This is a genomic window from Halochromatium glycolicum (assembly GCF_016584085.1).
Taxonomy (GTDB): Bacteria; Pseudomonadota; Gammaproteobacteria; order Chromatiales; family Chromatiaceae; genus Lamprobacter; species Lamprobacter glycolicus.
In genome coordinates this window covers 29,373-47,422 of the sequence record NZ_NRSJ01000031.1, presented here as the reverse complement: position 1 = coordinate 47,422, position 18,050 = coordinate 29,373, and the positions used below count along the sequence as shown (strand labels likewise).

The following is an 18,050-nucleotide window of genomic DNA, read 5'->3' as shown; positions in this document are numbered from 1 at the left end:
GCATGGCAATCCCGGGGGGGGGCGTGCTCGGCGAGTCGAGAAGAGACGGCGCCGCCGAAGATTGCCGCGGCGCAATCAAGCGGAGGCTGGCCTATGCGCAGCTATGACGAAACGGGATTGCGCCAGCGCTGCAGCAGTGTCTGGATTCGGCTGACGGCCTCCGGCACGGCTGCTGCCACCGCCGGGCTGAGCTGATCGCCCCAGTCGACCTGCTCGGGCTCGATCCCGATCAGTGCGCGCTGTGCCGGCAGCGTATCGGTCAGGCGGGCGATATCGAAGAGGTCCGCGAGGCTGACCTCGTGCACGCTCTTCGCGTGCTTGCTCAGTTGCCGGTCCATCGCCTCGCCCTCGAATACCCGCACGGTCCCCGGCGGGTCGTCCATTGCGGCCGCATCGACCACGATCAGCCGCTCAGCCTCACCGATCGGGCCGGCGAGGGTGAAGCTCAGGGTGCCGCCATCGTAGAGGGTCAGGTCCGGGTCGGCCTCGGCCATCGGCTCCAGCGCACGCAGCACCGCGGCGCCGGCCGCCTCGTCGGCGAGCAGCACATTGCCGAGGCCGAGGATCAGGGTGCCTTGAGCGGGCATGGGGGCGTCCTCTGGTTGGGGCAGCGCGGCGATTGATTGGATGACATGGTCTCCGGTCCGGGAGCTCGGGGCTGTGGCGAAAGGGGTTACCGAAACCAGGGCAATCAGGGAAATCAGGCCAGAGAAATCGAGGCTGTGATTGATGCGGATCGCTTGCGGACGGCTGAGCTGGGACCTTAGCCTGCACCGAGTGATGAGATCGAACCGGAGGCACGCCCATGTGCATGGGGATTCCAATGCAGATCACGGCCATCAACGGCCTCGCTGCGCGCTGCGAGGCGAAGGGGGCGGAGCGGGATGTCAGCCTGTTGATGCTGGACCCGGACGAGCTGGCGGTCGGCGATTTCGTCGTGGTGCATCTCGGCCATGCGATCGAGAAGATCTCGGCCGAGCGCGCGGCTGATGCCTGGGCCGTTTACGATGAGATGCTCGCGGCTACGGCTGCACCCGAGGGGCCGCGCTGAGCAGGGGCCCGGGTCCGCGGTCGGGCGCCGGTGCCCGCTCAGGGGAGGGCATCGCCGGGCAAGCGATCTAGCCGGCGGCATCGATTAGCTCGTCGGCGATCCGGTACTGGCGCTGCACCGCGTCGAGCTGCGCGTCGCCGCCAGGCTCGACGAGCTCGCAGTTGTTGGCCATCCGCGCATGCATCGCTGCCTTCCAGGCGCGATTGGTCTTGGCGTCGGGCAGCATCTTGTCCGGGGTCAGGGCCGCGGCGACGGCGGCGGCGACGAAATGATCGGCTTGGGCGAGCCAGTCGGTGTCCTTGCCGCAGTCGGTATAGGTCTTGGTTGCCCAGGCCTTGGCGGCATGGTAGCCGTCTTCCAGCTCCTGCCCCGAGACGTCCGCGCGCAGACCGGCCTCGATCGCGCGCTTGACACGCTCGTCGCGGCTCAGATGCGCGAGGTCCTGGGCGAACCTGAGGCCGATGATGCGCTGCTGGTCGACGGGCAGCCTCTCCAGCAGGTCACGCAGGTCTTTGTCATTGCGGATGGTTGCCATGATGCGGTTCTCCGGGTCGTCGAATCAGCGAGCGCCTCGCGGCTGCTTCGCCTACTATCTGGCCAGCATCGCTCTGACCGCATTGACGTGAATCACGGGGCGCGTCGAGGATGCCCAATTGTTTATCTGCCGCTCGGCTAAAGCGCTCGCTCTGCGCCCGGCGGTGCCATGATGGATCGCTTGGGTGAAGCCATGAAGCGAACGGTCTTTTTCGTCTCCGAGAGCACCGGCATCACCGCCGAGACCCTCGGGCAGAGCCTGTTGTCGCAATTCGACAGCGTCGAGTTCGAGCAGGTCTACATGCCCTACATCAACACCGAGGCCAGGGCGCGTGCCCTGACCCAGCGGATGCACGAGGCGGCCGAACGTGACGGTGCGCGCCCGCTGGTGTTCTCGACCATGCTCGATCCCGAGATCGCGGCGATCCTGAAGCAGGGCGATTGCTTCCATCTGGAGCTGTTCGAGCAGTTCGTCGAGCCGCTCAGTGCCGAGCTGGGCGTCTCGCCGAGCCGTCAGTCGGGCCGCAGCCATGCGATCACCAAGCCCAGCATGTACACCAAGCGCATCGAGGCGATCAATTTCGCGATGGCGAACGATGACGGCTTGCGTCCGGATAACTTCCGCCATGCCGATGTGGTACTGGTCGGGGTCTCGCGCTCGGGCAAGACCCCCACCTGCCTCTATCTGGCGATCCATTACGGGCTGCGCGCGGCCAATCATCCGCTGACCGAGGACGACTTCGAGCGCGAGGCGCTGCCGGAGGAGGTGAATGCGGTCAGGGAGAAGGTGTTCGGGCTGACCATCGAGCCGCGGCGGCTGCATCTGATCCGCGAGGAGCGGCGGCCGGGCAGTGAGTACGCGTCGCTCGCGCGCTGCCGCAACGATATCCGGTTGGCGCAGGAGATGTTGGGCCAGCTCGGGGTGCCGGTGCTCGATACGACCAGTCAGTCGATCGAGGAGATCTCGGCGCAGGTGCTGCGCGGCTTGCGGAATTCGGGCCAGCATTGAGCCAGCATGCCGCGCGGCTTGCGGAATTCAAACCAGCATTGAGCCGGCATTGAGCCGGCATGCCGTGCTCGCCGAGCAAGCGCTTGGTGACGACCGGCACGGGTGCGAAAACCGCTGCCGACGAACGCATGGGGCGGTGCGATCCAAGCAGCCGACCCATTGAGCTAGCGCGTTCGAGCGCCGATAATGCCGCGCTCGCATCCGGTGCCCGACCGAGGTCGGCCGATGGCCCACGCCAACGGCCGCAGCGCCGGTCGCCTCTGAGGCGCCACCTAGCCCGCAACGAACGAGACCTGAAGCGATTGTCATGAAGCTCGGCATCCCAACAGAGACGCGCACCGGCGAGCGCCGCGTCGCGACCACGCCCGATGTGGCCAAGAAGCTGATCGGCAAAGGGTTCGAGGTCGTGCTCGAATCCGGTGCCGGCGCCGCGGCGCATTACCCCGACGCCGCCTATGCCGAGGTCGGGGTGGAGCTGGTGGACCGGGCCGCCTGCTTCAATGCCGATATCGTGCTCAAGGTGCGCCGCCCGAGCGACGAGGAGGCCCAAGCGGTGGCCTCCGGCAGTGTCTACATCGGGCTGGTCGAGGCCTGCGGCGAGGATGCGCTGCTGTCGCGGATGGTCGAGAACGGGGTGCGGGTCTTGGCGATGGAGCGGATGCCGCGCATCTCGCGCGCGCAGTCGATGGATGCGCTCTCGTCGCAGAGCAACATCGCCGGCTATCGCGCGGTGCTCGAGGCCGCGGCCCACTACGGCCGATTCTTCCCGATGATGATGACCTCGGCCGGCTCGGCGAAGCCGGCGCGGGTGGTGGTGCTCGGCGCCGGGGTCGCCGGCCTGCAGGCGATCGCGACCGCGCGCCGGCTCGGCGCCGATGTCTTCGCCTATGATGTGCGTCCGGAGACCAAGGAGCAGATCGCCTCGCTCGGGGCGAAGCCGATCGAGCTCGATCTCGGCGAGAGCGGGGCCGGCGAGGGCGGCTACGCGAAGGAGCTCTCCGCCGAGGCCAAGGCGCGCCAGCAGCAGTTGTTGGCCGATGAGCTGGCCAAGGCGCATGTGATCATCACCACCGCGCTGATCCCCTGCCGTCCGGCGCCGGAGCTGATCACCACCGAGGTCGTCGAGCGCCTGCGCACCGGCTCGGTGATCGTCGATCTGGCCGCGGCCAACGGCGGCAATTGCAAGCTGACCGAGCCGGATCAGGTCGTCGAGCACCAGGGCGTGATCCTCGTCGGCCATACCAATTACCCGTCGATGGTGCCCGCCGACGCCAGCGCCTTCTATGCCAGGAATCTCGCCAACCTGCTGGAGATCATGGTCGAGCCGTCCGATGCCGGACCGGTGCTCAAGGACCTGACCCAGGACGAGATCACCGCGGCGATGCGGGTCGAGTCCTGAGCTCGCCCGCAGCCGACGCGGCGCCGGCCCGCGCGGCCCGCGCCGCGTCGGCTGCGCGCGCGACCGCCAAACACGCAACCTGGGAGTCTTTACGGATGTCTGAATCCATCCTCGCGCTCTATGTCTTCGTGCTCGCCTGCTTCATCGGCTACTACGTCATCTGGGGCGTCACGCCCTCCTTGCACACGCCGCTGGTCGCGCTGACCAACGCGATCTCCGGCATCGTGCTGGTCGGGGCCTTGCTGGTGACCGGCCTCGAGGAGGCCGGGTTCGCGGCCTCGGCGCTCGGCTTCATCGCGGTGCTGTTGGCGAGCATCAACGTGTTCGGCGGGTTCCTCGTCACCCATCGCATGCTCTCGATGTTCAAGAAGAAGCAGAAGAAGGGCTGATCACCGATGGCGCTGACCCTCTCTCCCACCACCCAGGCGCTGGCCTATCTGGCCTCGGCGATCCTGTTCATCTTCGCGCTCAAGGGGCTGACCCATCCGGCCACCGCCCGGCGCGGCAACCTGTTCGGCATCCTCGGCATGCTCATCGCGATCGGCGCGACCCTGGCCGGGGCCGAGGTGCAGGGCTATTGGCTGATCGGCATCGCCGGCGGGCTCGGCGCGGTGATCGGCATCGTGGTCGCGCTGCGCATCCAGATGACGGCGATGCCGCAGCTGGTCGCGGCCCTGCACAGCTTCGTCGGCATGGCGGCGGTGCTGGTCGCGATCGGTACCTTCATCAACCGCGGCGCCGCCGGCACCCTGAACGGGGTGCTGATGGGCGAGCTCGCGGCCGGCATCGTGATCGGCGCGATCACCTTCACCGGTTCGGTGATCGCGTTCGCCAAATTGCAGGGCCTCATGTCCGGCGCGCCGATCAAGTTCACCGGTCAGCACGCGCTCAATGCCCTGATTGCGGTGACCACGATCGCGCTGGCGGTCCACTTCGCGAGCAGCGGTAGTTGGGTCTCGCTCGTCCTGATGACGCTGCTGGCCTTCGTGCTCGGTGGGACGCTGATCATCCCGATCGGCGGCGCCGATATGCCGGTGATCATCTCGATGCTGAACAGCTACTCGGGCTGGGCGGCCGCGGCGACCGGCTTCACGCTGCACAACAACCTGCTGATCATCGTCGGCGCCTTGGTCGGCTTCTCCGGTGCGATCCTCTCCTACATCATGTGCCGGGCGATGAACCGCAGCATCATCAACGTCGTCTTCGGCGGCTTCGGCACCGACAGCAGCGGCGGCGACAGCGCCGGTGCCGTGGCCGCCGAGAAGGGCGTCAAGTCGGCCTCGGTCGAGGAGGCGGTCTACTGGATGGAGGATGCCGGCAAGGTCATCGTCGTGCCCGGCTACGGCATGGCGGTCGCCCAGGCCCAGCATGCGCTGAAGGAGATGATGGAGCTGCTCCAGGCGCGCGGCGTCGAGGTGAAGTTCGCGATCCATCCGGTCGCCGGGCGCATGCCGGGGCACATGAACGTGCTGCTGGCCGAGGCGGATATCCCCTACGACAATGTCCTGGAGATGGACGAGATCAACCCGGAATTCCCGGGCACCGAGGTCGTGCTGGTGGTCGGCGCCAACGATGTCGTCAACCCGGCGGCGAAGGAGGACCCGACGAGCCCGATCTACGGCATGCCGATCCTCGAGGCCGGCAAGGCGCGCCAGGTCTACTTCCTCAAGCGCTCGATGCGCCCGGGCTATTCCGGGGTCGACAACCTACTGTTCTATCAGGACAACACCTCGCTGATCTTTGGCGACGCCAAGGACACCATCGAGGGCATCGCCTCGGCGCTGAAGGGCGGAGGGCACTGAGCGCAAAGGCTATACTGATCGCCAAGGCTCTGCGCTGGGTGTCATACCATGGCCACTTCGCTGAAACGCGATTTCGTTAGCTTGGAGGAGTACTTCGCGCTCGACAGCACCTCGAGCCAGCGCTGCGAGTATCGCAACGGCGAGGTACATTGCATGGGCGGCGCGCAGCCCGAGCACAACAGCCTCTGCGTCAATCTGCTCGCCGAGCTGCGTTTCGGGCTGCGGGCGCGCGGCTGTCGTCCCTTCGGCAGTGATCAGCGCGTCCGTGTCAGCACCGGCAGCCCCTATCTCTACCCGGACCTGTCGGTGGCCTGTGATCCGGCTTTCGTGACCATCAATGGGCTGCGGACCTTGGTGAATCCGGTGCTGATCATCGAGGTCACCTCGCCCAGCACTGCGCGCGAAGACCGCGGCGCCAAGTTCCTGCAGTATCAGACGATCGAGACCTTGGCCGACTATGTGCTCGTGGATTCGACGGCGATCGGGGTCCTGCACTACCGCAACCAAGGTGGGCTCTGGTCGCCGCAGCTCTGCGAGCAGCCGGCCGATGAACTGGTCCTCGACGAGCTGGGCCTGTCGATCCCGCTTGCGACCATCTATGCCGAGAGCGGGATCGGCGGTGCCTAAGGCTGCTGACCGGTTGTCGCTTGCTCAGCCGTCGAGCTTGGTCTTGAGCAGCTGATTGACCTGCTGCGGGTTCGCCTTGCCCTGACTCTGCTTCATCACCTGGCCGACGAAGAAGCCGAACACCTTCTGCTTGCCGGCGCGGTATTGCTCGACCTGCTGCGGGTTGTCGGCGAGGATGGCGTCGATCATCTGCTCGATCGCGCCGCTGTCGGTGATCTGCTTCAGGCCCTTGGCCTCGATTACCTGATCCGGATCGCCGTCGCCGGCCCAGATCGCCTCGAACACCTGCTTCGCGATCTTGCCCGAGATGGTGTTGTCTTCGATCCGCTTGAGCAGTCCCGCGAGCTGCGGAGCTGTGACCGGGCTCGCACTGATCTCGAGGTCGGCCTTGTTGAGCGCGGCGGCGAGCGCGCCGGTGATCCAGTTCGCGCTGAGCTTAGGGTCGACGCCTTCCGCGACCACCGCTTCGAAATAGCTCGCGGTCGCGCGGTTGGCCGTCAGCAGGGCGGCATCGTAGTCGCTGAGGCCGAACTGTTCGCTGAAGCGATGACGCATCGCGTCGGGCAGCTCGGGTAGGTCCGCGGTGGCGGCGGCGATGAACGCGGCGTCGAGCTCGACCGGCAGCAGATCGGGGTCCGGGAAATAACGGTAGTCGTTGGCCTCCTCCTTGGTGCGCATCGAGCGGGTCTCGTCCTGGTCGGCGTCATAGAGCCGGGTCTCCTGCACGACGCTGCCGCCGTCCTCGAGGATCTCGATCTGACGCTCGATCTCGAGCTCGATCGCCCGCTGCAGGAACCGGAACGAGTTGATGTTCTTGAGCTCGGCGCGGGTGCCGAACGGCGTTCCCGGCAGGTGGACCGAGACGTTCGCATCGACCCGGAACGAGCCCTCCTGCATGTTGCCGTCGCTGATGCCGATCCAGCGCACCAGCTGGTGGATCTTACGGGCGTAGGTGACGGCCTCCTCTGACGAGCGCAGGTCGGGCTCCGAGACGATCTCGAGCAAGGGCGTGCCGGCGCGGTTGAGGTCGATGCCGGTCATCGCACCCATCGGACCGGAGAAGTCCTCGTGCAGCGACTTGCCCGCATCCTCCTCCAGATGCGCGCGGGTGACGCCGATGGTCTTCACGCGGCCGTCGTCGAGCACGATCTCGACTTCACCCTGGCCGACGATCGGCAGCTCGTACTGGCTGATCTGGTAGCCCTTGGGGAGATCCGGGTAGAAGTAGTTCTTGCGCGCGAACACCGAGCGCGGCGCGATCTCGGCGGCGATCGCACGTCCGAACTGCACCGCGCGCTGCACGGCCCCCGTGTTCAGCACCGGCAGCACCCCCGGCAGGCCGAGGTCGATCGCGCAGGCCTGGGTGTTCGGCGCGGCGCCGAAGGCGGTCGCGGCGCCCGAGAAGATCTTCGATTCAGTGGCGAGCTGGGTGTGGATCTCCAGCCCGATAACGGGTTCCCATTGCATGCGGAGTCGGTTCTCGTTGGTTGGGTGCTGGCACGGAGCGGTTGCGGCTTGCGGCGCGCGGCAGGCTGACGCAGCGGATGCGTTGCGCGGCACTGCGAAACAGGCTGCGCGCAGCAGCCCCTGGGCTCATCAAGAAAGGCGTCATTCTAGCCCAGGTTGAGCGGGGCTCATCGAGGATGTGAAAGGTGCCATCGCCGGCGTTGAGGTATGAGTCATGAAGGGGGCCGAGGTGCTGTGCGATCAGCAGGCCCTGGCTGCGGCGACACCATGCGACGATGTGCGTGCCGGGCATCCTGATGCGCAGGCCCCTGGCTCAAACTGGCAATGAGGGCGTTCCAGACCGGGGCGCCGAGCCAAGTCAGCAGCCTGTCTAGTCAACCGCACTGATATCCGTACAGACCCTTTTGGTTGTCCTGCATCACTGCCGCCAGGATCAAAGAGGGTCAGTGCTCGCATTAGGTTGGATGGCTATAACAGCATGCTGTGATCGACGGCCAGGTCTTGGCAGCAGCGGTGACCGCGATGGCTATCGGCGAGCCGGATCGGCGGGTGCTACACTGATTCCTATGTTTGATTCCCATGAGCGATAGGCATGCAGACCGTCAACGTCAGCGGGCTCAAGAACAACCCCAGCGAGGCGCTGCGCAAGGCGCGTGAGGATCTGGTACTGGTGCTCAATCGCGATAAGCCGGATGCCCTCATGGTTGGCGTGGAGCTGGCTGGCGTGCTGGAGAGAGAGGGCGTGCGCCCGGCCCTGGCGACGGCCCTGTTTCGCGATGGGCATCTGTCCCTGGCCCGTGCAGCGCACCTTGCCGGGATGTCGGTAGGGGACTTTGCAACCCACCTGTCCCGGCTCGGCATCCCGGTGATCGACCTCGAGGCATCGGAGGTGGAGCGTGACCTCGACGAACTGGATGCATGGCTCGCCTCGTCCTGACAGACGCCAGTCCATTGATCGGCCTGGCGCGAGTGGATGGGCTCGGCTGGCTCGAGTCCCTTTTCGGCGTGGTTTGGCTGCCGCCAGCGGTGCGCGATGAGGTGTTGCCGGGCCTTGGGTATGAAGACGAACGGCTGATCAGGGCCGGGCTCGATGGCGGCTGGCTCAAGGTCCATACAGCGGTGCCGACGGCGCCCGCACTGCCGGATCTCGACGCGGGCGAAGCGGCCTGCATCCGCATCGCCTTGGCGCAGACCGAGCCCTGCCTGGTGCTGATGGATGAGCGTGCTGGCAGGGTCATCGCCGCCGAACATGGGCTGCGCGTGGCCGGCACCGCGGCCGTGATCGGCTTGGCGCGTCAGTGTGGCGTGATTTCATCAGCGCGTGACGTCTTCGCCGCACTGCATGCCTCCGATTTCCGGATCTCACCGACCGTCATGAAGACGGTGCTGCGGCGGGTTGGTGAGTGATTTCACCGCGCAGAGGCGCTTGATTGCTCAGCGCGGCGCTTCGGGCCGCGCGTGCTCGATCGCCTCGACACTCGTCCGTAGCGCACTCAGCTCTTGGCGCATGCGCTGCATCTCCTGGAGCACGCGATCGGTGTCCTGGTGCATCGCGCCCGCGAGCTGCTCGCGCTCGGCCTCGTGGCCGGCCTCATGCATCGTCTGCATGGTGTCGACGATGATGCCGATGAACAGGTTCAGCATCGTGAAGGTCGCGATCAGGATGAACGGGACGAAGAACAGCCAGGCCAGCGGATAGGCCGCCATCACCGGGCGCACGATCCCCATCGACCAGCTCTCCAGGGTCATGATCTGGAACAGGGTGTACATCGAGGCGCCGATGCTGCCGAACCAGTCCGGGAAGCGCGCGCCGTAGAGGTTGGTCGCCATCACCGCGAAGACGTAGAACAGCAGCAGCATCAGCCCGGCGATCGAGGCGATGCCCGGGATCGCCTTCAGCAGGGCCTCGACCACGAAACGCAGCCGCGGCACCGTGGAGACCAGCCGCAGCACCCGCAGCACCCGCAAGGTGCGCAGCACCGCTAAGGGGCCGCTCGCCGGCACCAGCGCGATGCCGACGACCAGGAAATCGAAGACGTTCCAGGCATTGCGGAAGAAGCGTCCGCCGAAGGCGAACAGCTTGATGGCGATCTCGAGCACGAAGACCGCCAGCACCAGCCGGTCGAGGCTCACCAACAACGGGCCGATACTTGCCATCACCGTCTCCGACGTCTCCAGCCCCAGGGTGACGGCATTGAGGACGATGAGCGCGATGATCAGGCGCTGGATGGGCGCGGATTCGATCCAGGTGCCGAGGCGCGCACGCAACGACAAGGGGGACGGCATGACGGGGAGCTCCGATAGCTGAGGACAAAACGAAGGATGCAACGATCATGAGTGGCGCATTCACGCGAACGCGCATGGTGCGGTGTTAAGCCGCTCGATGAATCCTGAGTGATTCAAGGCAACCCCTGAGCAGGATGAGGCTGCAGATGCCGAGATTCTCGGGACATTTTAGCCGCTGTTCAGGCGGAAAGGTGCGATGAGCCAGCCTTGCGCCCAACGAACATGACGCGCGCAACGCCGCGGAATGCAACGCCCGCGGGGTTGTTCACGGCAAAGCCAACGCGATGCTGGAGAGGAGTTGACTGATCGTATCGTCACTCGCCCTGGTTTCCGGACAAGCTGAGCCCCTCGGTGCTGACTGTTCCGGTGCTTTCTGTCCGGCGATCACGTGGAATGGCGATATCCGTTACATCTCGGCGACTCGCCGCCTTGTTCTGCGCGCCATGATCCCGTTGATATCCTCCAGCATCAGATAGAGCGACGGCACCAGGATCAGGACGATGCTGGTCGCGAAGATGATCCCGAAGCCGAGCGAAATCGCCATCGGGATCAGATACTGCGCCTGCAACGAGGATTCGAGCAGGATCGGCGTCAGTCCGCCGAAGGTGGTCAGGGTGGTCAGCATGATCGGCCGGAAACGGCGCAGGCCGGCCAGCAGGATCGCGTCATGGACGCTGCAGGCGCCGCCCTGATCGCGGCGCTGGCGGTTGGCGAAATCGGTCATGATCAGCGAGCTGTTGAGCACGACCCCGGAGAGGGCGACGACGCCCATCAGCGAGATCAGCGACAGATCGAAGCCCATGATGATGTGCCCGATCACCGCGCCGATCACGCCGAAGGGGATCGCGCTGAGCACGACCAGGGGCTGGGCGTAGCTGTTGAGGGCGACCGCTAGCAGCGCGTAGATCACGATCATGGCCAGCCCGAAATAGCCCCATAGGGTCTGGGTCGCGGCGCGCATCTCGGCGTCCGAGCCCTGGAAGCTCCAGGTCAGGCCGGGATAATCGGCGCGCAGCTGCGGCAGGATGCGGCTATTGAGGGCGTCGACGACCTGGACGATCTCGCGCTTCGGCTCGACATCGGTCGAGACGGTCACGATCCGGCGTCCATTGCGGCGCTGGATGGTGCTGAAGGCCTCGCTGTACTCGAAGGCGGCCACCTCGAACAACGGGACCTCGACCCCGTCCGGGGTGCGCAGCACATAGTCCTCGAGAGAGGCCAGATCCTCGCGCTCGGACGCCGGCAATTTGACCCGGACCTCGGTCTCATTGGTGCCGCGCAGCTGACGAACCGCCAAGGCGCCGAAGAAGGCGCCGCGCAGCTGCTCGCCAACCGCGTCCGGGGTCAGGCCCAGGGCGCGACCTTCGGGCAGCAGCCGAAAATCGATCCGCTTCTTGCCCTTGTCGAAGTTGTCGTTGACGTCTGCGGTATTCGGAAACCGGTTCAGCTCCGCGACCAGGCGCTTGCTGGCCTGTTCCAGCACCGCGATGTCGTTGTGGCTGAGGTCGACGCGGATGTCCGGCCGCCAGCCGCCGGGACCGCGCTCGGCCTCGAAGGTGATCTGGTCCACCCCCTGGATGTCGCCGATCTCGTCGCGCCAGAGTGCGATGACCTCTTTCGCGGTCATCGCGCGCTGGTCGGGTGGGCGCATCACGATCTCGATGTCGATGAAATCCTGGCCGCGCACGTTGGTCTTGATCCCTTCGGCGACCGCGTCCAGATCATTCGCCTCATATAGGCGCCGCGTCGCCTCGGTCAGCCGGAGTGCGACCTGCCCGGCCTGGGCCGGCGTCGTGCCGACCGGCATCGAGACCCCGGCCTCGATCTCATCGGCCGCGACCTCGGGCATATTGATCATGCCCATGTGATCGCTGTTGGCATAGTGGCCGATCACGACCAGCAGTGCCAGCGCGGAGGCGATGGTCAGATAGCGGTTGCGCAGGGTCAGATCGAGCAGCCGGCTGTAGTGCGTCTGCACGAACCGGTCGAAGGCACCGGCGAAACGCGTCTGCAGCCCCTTGAGCGGCTGCAGGAGCGAGTGACCGCTCGGCGCGCGCGGCACATGCGCCAGATGGGCCGGGAGGATCAGCAGCGCCTCCAGCAGCGACAGCAGCAGGACCGTGATGACCACCACCGGCAGCGGCCACCAGAATAGCCCGGTCTCGCCCGGGATGAACAGCAGCGGCACGAAGGCGACGACGTTGGTCAGGATCGAGAAGATTACCGGCACCGCCACCTGGCGGGTGCCGGTGATCGCGGCCGCCAACGGGTCGGATGTCTGCTTGCGTGCCTCGTAGACGTTCTCGCCGACGACGATCGCGTCATCGACGACGATGCCGAGCGCGACCAGGAAGCCGAACAGCGAGATCATGTTGATGCTCACACCGAGCGGCGGCAGCAACAGCAGCGAGCCGATGAACGCGATCGCCATCCCCATCATCACCCAGAAGGCCAGGCGCGCGGCCAGGAACAGCGACAGGATGCTGAGCACGATGAGCACCGATAAGGCGCCGTTCTCGAGGATCAGCGTCAGGCGCTCGCGGAACTCCTCGGCGTTGTTGGAATCGATCCGCCAGGCGACACTCGGCGGCAGCAGGGTCTCGAAGTCGGCCATGATCGCGTTGACGCGCGCCTCGATCTCCAACGGCGACTCGCGGCCGGTGCGGTAGATCACGATCTCGGTCGACGGCCGGCCGTTGAAGCGCGAGTGGAAGTTGCCTTCCTCGAAGCCGTCGCGGACCGTTGCGATGTCGCCGAGCTTGAGCGCGGCGCCGCTGGCATTGGCGAGGAGGTCGATCTCGGCGAACTCGTCCGCCCAGACCTTGCGCTCCTGCAGGCGCAGCAGGATCTCGCCATCGAAGGTACGCACCGCGCCGGCCGGCACGTCCTGGCTCGATTGGGCGATGATCCGGGCGACCTCGGGCAGCGACAGGTCGTATTGGCGCAGGCTGGCGGCCGGGATCTCAACATGGGTGACATAGTCGGGCACATAGCCGAGCTCGACCTGGGTGATGTTCGGGTCATTCAAGAGTCGGTCGCGCAGGCGCTCGGCGAGCTTGCGCAGTGTCCAGATGTCGACGTCGCCGTAGAGCCCGAGCTCCATCGCCTCGCGCTGGCGCTCCCGCAGACGCACCTCGGGCTCATCGGCCTCTTCCGGAAAGGTCCGCACCTGCGCGATCGCCTGATCGATATCCTGAAAGGCCTTCATCCGCTCGGCGCCGGCGACCAGCTCGATCTCGACGCGGCCCCAGCCTTCGCTCGCGCGTGCGCTGATCTCGCGGATGCCTTCGAGCCCGCGCACCGCCTCTTCGATCGGCTGCAGGATGCCGCTTTCGACCTCGCTCGGCGCCGCGCCCGGATAGCCGACGCTGATGGTGACGATATCGAGCTGGAACTGCGGAAAGACCTCCTTCTGGATCTGCGCGGCCGACCAGAGCCCGCCCGCCAGCAGGATCATCATCATCAGGTTGGCGGCGATCGCATGGCGCGCCATCCAGGCGATCGGGCCGCCTGTGGAGGGGGGTCGCTCGGCTGCGGTCATGGTGCGGCGTCCGGTGCCGGGTCCTGTGCCGCAGCCTCTGCCGCAGCCTCTGCGGCGTTCGCTGGTGAGGTCTCCGAGGCCGAGCCCTGTGCCGAGCCCTGTGCCGAGCCCTGTGCCGAGCCCTGTGCCGAGCCCTGTGCCGAGCCCTGTGCCGAGCCCTGTGCCGAGCCCTGTGCCGAGTCCTGTGCAGCATCCTGCGCGGCATTGGCTGCTGTGGCGCTTCCTGCTTTGGCGTTGCCTTCTGAGGCGTTGCCTGATGCGGTGCTCTCAGCTGAGCCTTGCGCTGGCTTCTGGGCCTCCGTGCGCAATGGCGCGCCTTCGGCGACGGTGGCCAGACTGCTGGTGACCAGCCAATCGCCGTCATTCAGCCCGTCGCGGATGTAGGCGTACTGCCGGTCCTTGAACACGACCTGGGCGTCGCGGATCTGCAGGGTCCCATCGACGTTCAGCCACAGCCGATCATTCTCGCGCAGGGCGTCGCGATCGATGCGGAAGACGTCGGTCAGCGGCCGACCCGGGATCTGGGCCTGGACGATGGCGCCGACGAGCAGGCGCGGCCCAGCCGTCTCGGCCGCGCGCGCGAGCGGATCGCTCACGCTGACGAGCACGCGGGCGAGCCGCGTCTGATCGTCGAGCGCCCCGATCAGGTGGCGGAGACGACCCTGGCGGGATTCGCCGTCGGGCCAGGCGGTGCGGTTTCGCAACCGCACCGAAGCGCCGGGCTCGCCGTCGGCCGGGAAGGCGATCTGGCTCAGCTTGGCGACCGGTACGGTGACGATCACCCAGTACTCGTCGATGCCGATCAGCCGCGCCAGCTCGGCGCCGGGCGCGACCTGTGAGCCGAGGTCGATCGTGCGGCTCAGGACCTGGGCGGGAAAGGGCGCGTCGAGGGTCGTGCGCGCCAGCTCCAGCCGCGCCTGGCTCAGCGCCGCCTCGGCGGCACGCACCGCCGCGCGCGCCGCTTGCCGCTGCGGCTCGCGCAGGACCAGCGCCCGGTTCTCCGGGGTCAGCTCGCGGTCCAGCAGCTCGAGGTCGGTGCGCGCCACATCCCGGCGGCCGAGCTCGATCGCGAGCTCGGATCGGGCCTGCTGCAGGGCGCTCTCGCGTTGCTGGACGCGGTTGGCGTAGTCGGCCGGGTCGATGCGGATCAGCGGCTCGCCCGCGGCGACGAAACCGCCCGGCAGCAGGCTGTCGGCGACCGCGATCACGCGCCCGGCGACCTGGGGGCTGAGGATGATCTCGCGCGCAGGCGCGACCCGGCCCAGGCCGGTGATGGTCGGCGCGAAGGTCCCGCGCCGCACGCGCTCGACGGCGACCAGCATGGCCGTGCGCTTGGTGGCGGCTTCGCGCTGCGCCTTCGGCTCGCTGCTATCGATCCAATGGATCAGCCCGGCGGCCAGCGCGGCGATGACGGCAATGGTGACCAACGTCGAGCGCCAGCCGAGCGCGCGCGCTTCCCCGTCGATGGTGGCGGTGTGCTGGCTCATGCTGTGCGTTCCGGGCCGGCGGATCGGCTGGTGCTGGTTGCTCGTGAGGCGCTTTGATCTGGAACCGCTCAACGCGGCGCGGTGGCGCCGCACGCCGGCCGCCTGGGATCGGCAAGACGGCTTGGCGGGGTCTACTTGAACAGCGCCTCGGCCGCCTGCCGGAGGCTGTCCTCATCCGCTGAGCTCGCGGGTCGATCCGCCGCCGGCCGCGGTGCCGGGTCGAAGTGCTCGCAGAAGTTCGCGCGCGTCTTGTCCGCGACGGGCTCGGCCAGCGGCTCGAGACAGTCGTTCGGGCGACCGCGTTGGTAGAGCCGACAGTTGCGGCAGCAGCGTGTGGCCTTGCCGCAGCTGCGGCAGTGGTTCTCGCGGCCGTAGTCGGCGCGCGTCAGATCGGCGCCGCAGTGCCAGCAATGGCCGATGATGTCAGGCTCCATCGCGACTTGGTCTCCGAGGATGGTCAGGCCCAGCAGCTGATCGCCCGTGGCAGGGCCGGCATCAGTCTGCGATCTCGAGTGACTCGACCCAGAGGTAGCGCCTTCCGGTCGCAGTGCGATCGACCTCGGCGACCAGCCGCACCCTGGTGTCGGGGCCGATCTTCCGGTTCCGCCAGACCGGCGGCTCGATCTCCACCCGGATCGCACCCGTCTGATCCCGGAACCGATAATAATCCTCTCCGAGGTGGGCGACGAGGTTGCCCGTAACCGTGACATAGGATTCGATCGCGGCCTGCTGCGCCTGGGCGACCGTGCTGGCCCGGCCCGCCGACGATGGCCCGGTGAACTGGGCGTCAGAGGTCGATGACAGCAACAGGAAACCAATCAACAAGGGAAAATGGCGCTTCATTGTGTGCCTCGCTGTTCCGGCATCTTGTGGTGGCCGATGCCAGCCCGCGATCCCGCCGGCTGGCTCCTGGCTTCGTGCTCGGACTGGTCCGCGCGCCTTGCGGCCGAAGGACGTGACCATGGTACAACGCCGGCTCCGTTTCAACTGGGTGACGGCCATCGACCCGATCCCTTTTTCCGATGCCCCTGCGCCAGCTCGCGACGTTGCCCATCAGGTGTTCTGGTCTATACGGGAGCAGGAAGCGCCACAGGAGCGGGGCTGGCCGCCGCCCACTCTGCGTGCATCCGCGCGGATCTGCGTAAGGCGGGCACCCCGATCGGCAACATGGATCTAGTGATCGCCGCGCACGTTCGCGCGGAGGGCGCAACACTGGTGACGAACAATCTCGGCGAGTTTCGACGCGTCGACGGCCTCACCGTAGAAGACTGGCTGGACGCTGGCGATCAAGGGGGTTGAGATCGCGGCGCGCTTGATCCGGTTCGTCCGCCAGCCATGACACCGAGCTAGGCGCCGCTCGCGACCCGATTGCGCCCGGCCGCCTTGGCCCGGTAGAGCTGTTCGTCGGCGCGACCGAGCAGCTCATCGAGCGTATCGTTCTGATGGTAGGCGGCGATGCCGAGGCTGAGGGTGAGCGGGCGGTTGCACTCGGGCACGACGATCGCATCGCTGACCGCCTGGCGCAGCCCGTCGGCCAAGCGGTGGGCAGCGGCCAGATCGCAATCGGCGAGCAGCAAGACGAATTCGTCCCCGCCCCAGCGGGCGAGCAGATCGTTCGCGCGCCGGCCGCGCTGGACCAACTGCGCGACCTGCTCGATGACGCGGTCGCCGGCGAGATGCCCGTGCTGGTCGTTGATGTGCTTGAACAGGTCGATGTCGAACAGGATCAGCGACAGCGGTTGCCCGTAGCGTCGCGCGCTGGCGCTCGCCCGGGCGAACAGGGCCTCGAAGGCCTCGCGGTTGTAGAGCCCCGAGAGCCGATCGATGGTGGCCATGCGGGCGAGGCGCTCGTGGAAGCGGCGCACCGTGTAGGTGCTGATCAGGAGCACGATGAGGGTGACCACGGCCCCGGCCGCGAGGTTGTGGTAGAAGGCGGTCCGCAGACGCGCGACGGCGGCGCGCTCGCCCTGCTCGACGAGTAGATACCAGTCGAGCTCCGGGATGAAACGATAGCGCAGGAAGACCGGGCCCCGGTCACCGCTGTAGACCAGCGAACCCTGCTCGCCGCTGAGGATCTGGTCGGCGATTGCGCTGATGCCGGCCCGCTCGTGGATGTCGGCGGTGCCGATCAGCCGCTCATCGGCGTGGCTCTGGATGATGCCGCGGCGATCGACGAAGTAGATGTCGCGGTCATAGCGTGCCTTGTAGTCGGCGATCAGTTGCGACATGTTGGCGACGTCGAGGCCGACACCGGTCACCCCGATGAAGCGGCCGTCCGTATCGATGATCTTGTGATTGATGAAGATCGTGAGCTGGTTATCGTCGGCCTCGTTGGTGTCGATATCGACGCGATAGGCGTTCGGGTGCGGCACCATCGTAAAGAACCACTGATCCTTCTTGGAATCCTCTGAGAGCGTCTTGAGCACGCCGTCGTGGTGGTAGTACCTGAGCGTCAGCGCTGAGACTACGAAGGCGGAGAAGACCTCGTACTTCTGTTGGATCGCCTGCAGGTAGCGGATGACCTGGTCGGTATCGCGTTCGCCCTGCGCCATCCAATCGATCAGGAAGGTGTCGTGCGCCATCAGCGAGGAGACGTAGATCGGGCGCAACAGGCTCGCCTGGATCTCGGAGTAGATGTTGTTGCTGGTCAGCGGCAGCGTGTTCTGGACCAGCATCTCGCGCACGGCGTTGCTGGAGACTGTGAAGCTGTAGAGGTTAACGCTCAGGAAGCCGACCACCAGGATCACGCCGAGGGTAAGCGGCAGGCGCTTATCGTGCCCCAGGCGCATCCGCGGACGCTCGCGCGCCGGCATCAGGCGCGCTGCGTGACGGTCGTTCGGGTGATCC

General features: G+C 66.7%; 18 protein-coding genes. 9 read left to right on the top strand and 9 right to left on the bottom strand.

What is annotated here, in order from left to right; genetic code table 11:
- Window positions 1-101: 101 nt before the first annotated feature.
- Window positions 102-587: a HyaD/HybD family hydrogenase maturation endopeptidase gene (locus CKO40_RS15855; RefSeq protein WP_200347308.1), complete on the bottom strand. Its 486-nt coding sequence runs from the start codon at window positions 585-587 to the stop codon at window positions 102-104.
- A 218-nt stretch (window positions 588-805) separates the two neighbouring features.
- Between CKO40_RS15855 and CKO40_RS15850 the strand changes: the two genes are divergently transcribed.
- Complete coding sequence (locus CKO40_RS15850) at window positions 806-1,051, top strand: HypC/HybG/HupF family hydrogenase formation chaperone (protein WP_200347306.1); 246 nt, start codon at window positions 806-808, stop codon at window positions 1,049-1,051.
- A gap of 67 nt (window positions 1,052-1,118) precedes the next feature.
- Here the strand turns inward: CKO40_RS15850 and CKO40_RS15845 are convergent, their stop codons facing one another.
- Window positions 1,119-1,586, bottom strand: a complete 468-nt coding sequence (locus tag CKO40_RS15845) for a hypothetical protein (RefSeq protein WP_200347304.1) — start codon at window positions 1,584-1,586, stop codon at window positions 1,119-1,121.
- Between the two features lie 192 nt (window positions 1,587-1,778).
- Here CKO40_RS15845 and ppsR point away from each other — a divergent pair, with 192 nt between their 5' ends.
- The 5 genes from ppsR to CKO40_RS15820 all read left to right on the top strand — a co-directional run bounded on the left by ppsR (window position 1,779) and on the right by CKO40_RS15820 (window position 6,422).
- On the top strand, window positions 1,779-2,594 hold the full coding sequence (gene ppsR / locus CKO40_RS15840) for a posphoenolpyruvate synthetase regulatory kinase/phosphorylase PpsR (protein ID WP_200347302.1): 816 nt from the start codon (window positions 1,779-1,781) through the stop codon (window positions 2,592-2,594).
- Between the two features lie 307 nt (window positions 2,595-2,901).
- On the top strand, window positions 2,902-3,993 hold the full coding sequence (locus CKO40_RS15835) for a Re/Si-specific NAD(P)(+) transhydrogenase subunit alpha (RefSeq protein WP_200347300.1): 1,092 nt from the start codon (window positions 2,902-2,904) through the stop codon (window positions 3,991-3,993).
- A gap of 95 nt (window positions 3,994-4,088) precedes the next feature.
- Window positions 4,089-4,382, top strand: coding sequence for a proton-translocating transhydrogenase family protein (locus tag CKO40_RS15830; RefSeq protein ID WP_200347298.1), 294 nt, complete (start codon window positions 4,089-4,091; stop codon window positions 4,380-4,382).
- Window positions 4,383-4,388: 6 nt separating this feature from the next.
- Entirely contained in the window at window positions 4,389-5,795 is a 1,407-nt protein-coding gene (locus tag CKO40_RS15825) for an NAD(P)(+) transhydrogenase (Re/Si-specific) subunit beta (RefSeq protein WP_200347296.1), read from the top strand.
- A 48-nt stretch (window positions 5,796-5,843) separates the two neighbouring features.
- Window positions 5,844-6,422, top strand: a complete 579-nt coding sequence (locus tag CKO40_RS15820) for a Uma2 family endonuclease (protein WP_200347294.1) — start codon at window positions 5,844-5,846, stop codon at window positions 6,420-6,422.
- A 24-nt stretch (window positions 6,423-6,446) separates the two neighbouring features.
- Here the strand turns inward: CKO40_RS15820 and gatB are convergent, their stop codons facing one another.
- Window positions 6,447-7,889, bottom strand: coding sequence for an Asp-tRNA(Asn)/Glu-tRNA(Gln) amidotransferase subunit GatB (gene gatB, locus CKO40_RS15815; protein WP_200347293.1), 1,443 nt, complete (start codon window positions 7,887-7,889; stop codon window positions 6,447-6,449).
- Between the two features lie 592 nt (window positions 7,890-8,481).
- On the opposite strand from gatB, the gene CKO40_RS15810 reads away from it, so the two are divergent.
- Window positions 8,482-8,826 (top strand): DUF7317 family protein, encoded by a 345-nt coding sequence (locus CKO40_RS15810; protein ID WP_200347292.1) that lies wholly within the window; start codon window positions 8,482-8,484, stop codon window positions 8,824-8,826.
- Window positions 8,808-9,296: a PIN domain-containing protein gene (locus tag CKO40_RS15805; RefSeq protein WP_200347291.1), complete on the top strand. Its 489-nt coding sequence runs from the start codon at window positions 8,808-8,810 to the stop codon at window positions 9,294-9,296. Before CKO40_RS15810 ends, CKO40_RS15805 begins: the two co-directional genes overlap by 19 nt.
- 27 nt (window positions 9,297-9,323) lie before the next feature.
- Here CKO40_RS15805 and CKO40_RS15800 read toward each other — a convergent pair whose 3' ends face one another.
- The 5 genes from CKO40_RS15800 to CKO40_RS15780 form a co-directional block, all read right to left on the bottom strand.
- The gene (locus CKO40_RS15800; protein WP_200347290.1) at window positions 9,324-10,175 is read right to left on the bottom strand and encodes an ion transporter; all 852 of its coding nucleotides are present in this window, start codon (window positions 10,173-10,175) and stop codon (window positions 9,324-9,326) included.
- 406 nt (window positions 10,176-10,581) lie between these two features.
- Complete coding sequence (locus CKO40_RS15795; protein WP_200347289.1) at window positions 10,582-13,716, bottom strand: efflux RND transporter permease subunit; 3,135 nt, start codon at window positions 13,714-13,716, stop codon at window positions 10,582-10,584.
- Complete coding sequence (locus tag CKO40_RS15790) at window positions 13,713-15,203, bottom strand: efflux RND transporter periplasmic adaptor subunit (RefSeq protein ID WP_200347287.1); 1,491 nt, start codon at window positions 15,201-15,203, stop codon at window positions 13,713-13,715. Before CKO40_RS15790 ends, CKO40_RS15795 begins: the two co-directional genes overlap by 4 nt.
- A 131-nt stretch (window positions 15,204-15,334) precedes the next feature.
- Entirely contained in the window at window positions 15,335-15,637 is a 303-nt protein-coding gene (locus CKO40_RS15785) for a hypothetical protein (protein WP_200347285.1), read from the bottom strand.
- 61 nt (window positions 15,638-15,698) lie between these two features.
- Complete coding sequence (locus CKO40_RS15780) at window positions 15,699-16,046, bottom strand: YgiW/YdeI family stress tolerance OB fold protein (RefSeq protein WP_200347284.1); 348 nt, start codon at window positions 16,044-16,046, stop codon at window positions 15,699-15,701.
- 324 nt (window positions 16,047-16,370) lie between these two features.
- On the opposite strand from CKO40_RS15780, the gene CKO40_RS24445 reads away from it, so the two are divergent.
- Window positions 16,371-16,502, top strand: a complete 132-nt coding sequence (locus CKO40_RS24445; protein WP_420827387.1) for a PIN domain-containing protein — start codon at window positions 16,371-16,373, stop codon at window positions 16,500-16,502.
- Window positions 16,503-16,549: 47 nt separating this feature from the next.
- On the opposite strand, the gene CKO40_RS15775 is transcribed toward CKO40_RS24445, so the two are convergent.
- Entirely contained in the window at window positions 16,550-18,016 is a 1,467-nt protein-coding gene (locus CKO40_RS15775) for a sensor domain-containing diguanylate cyclase (RefSeq protein ID WP_200347283.1), read from the bottom strand.
- Between the last annotated feature and the right edge of the window lie 34 nt (window positions 18,017-18,050).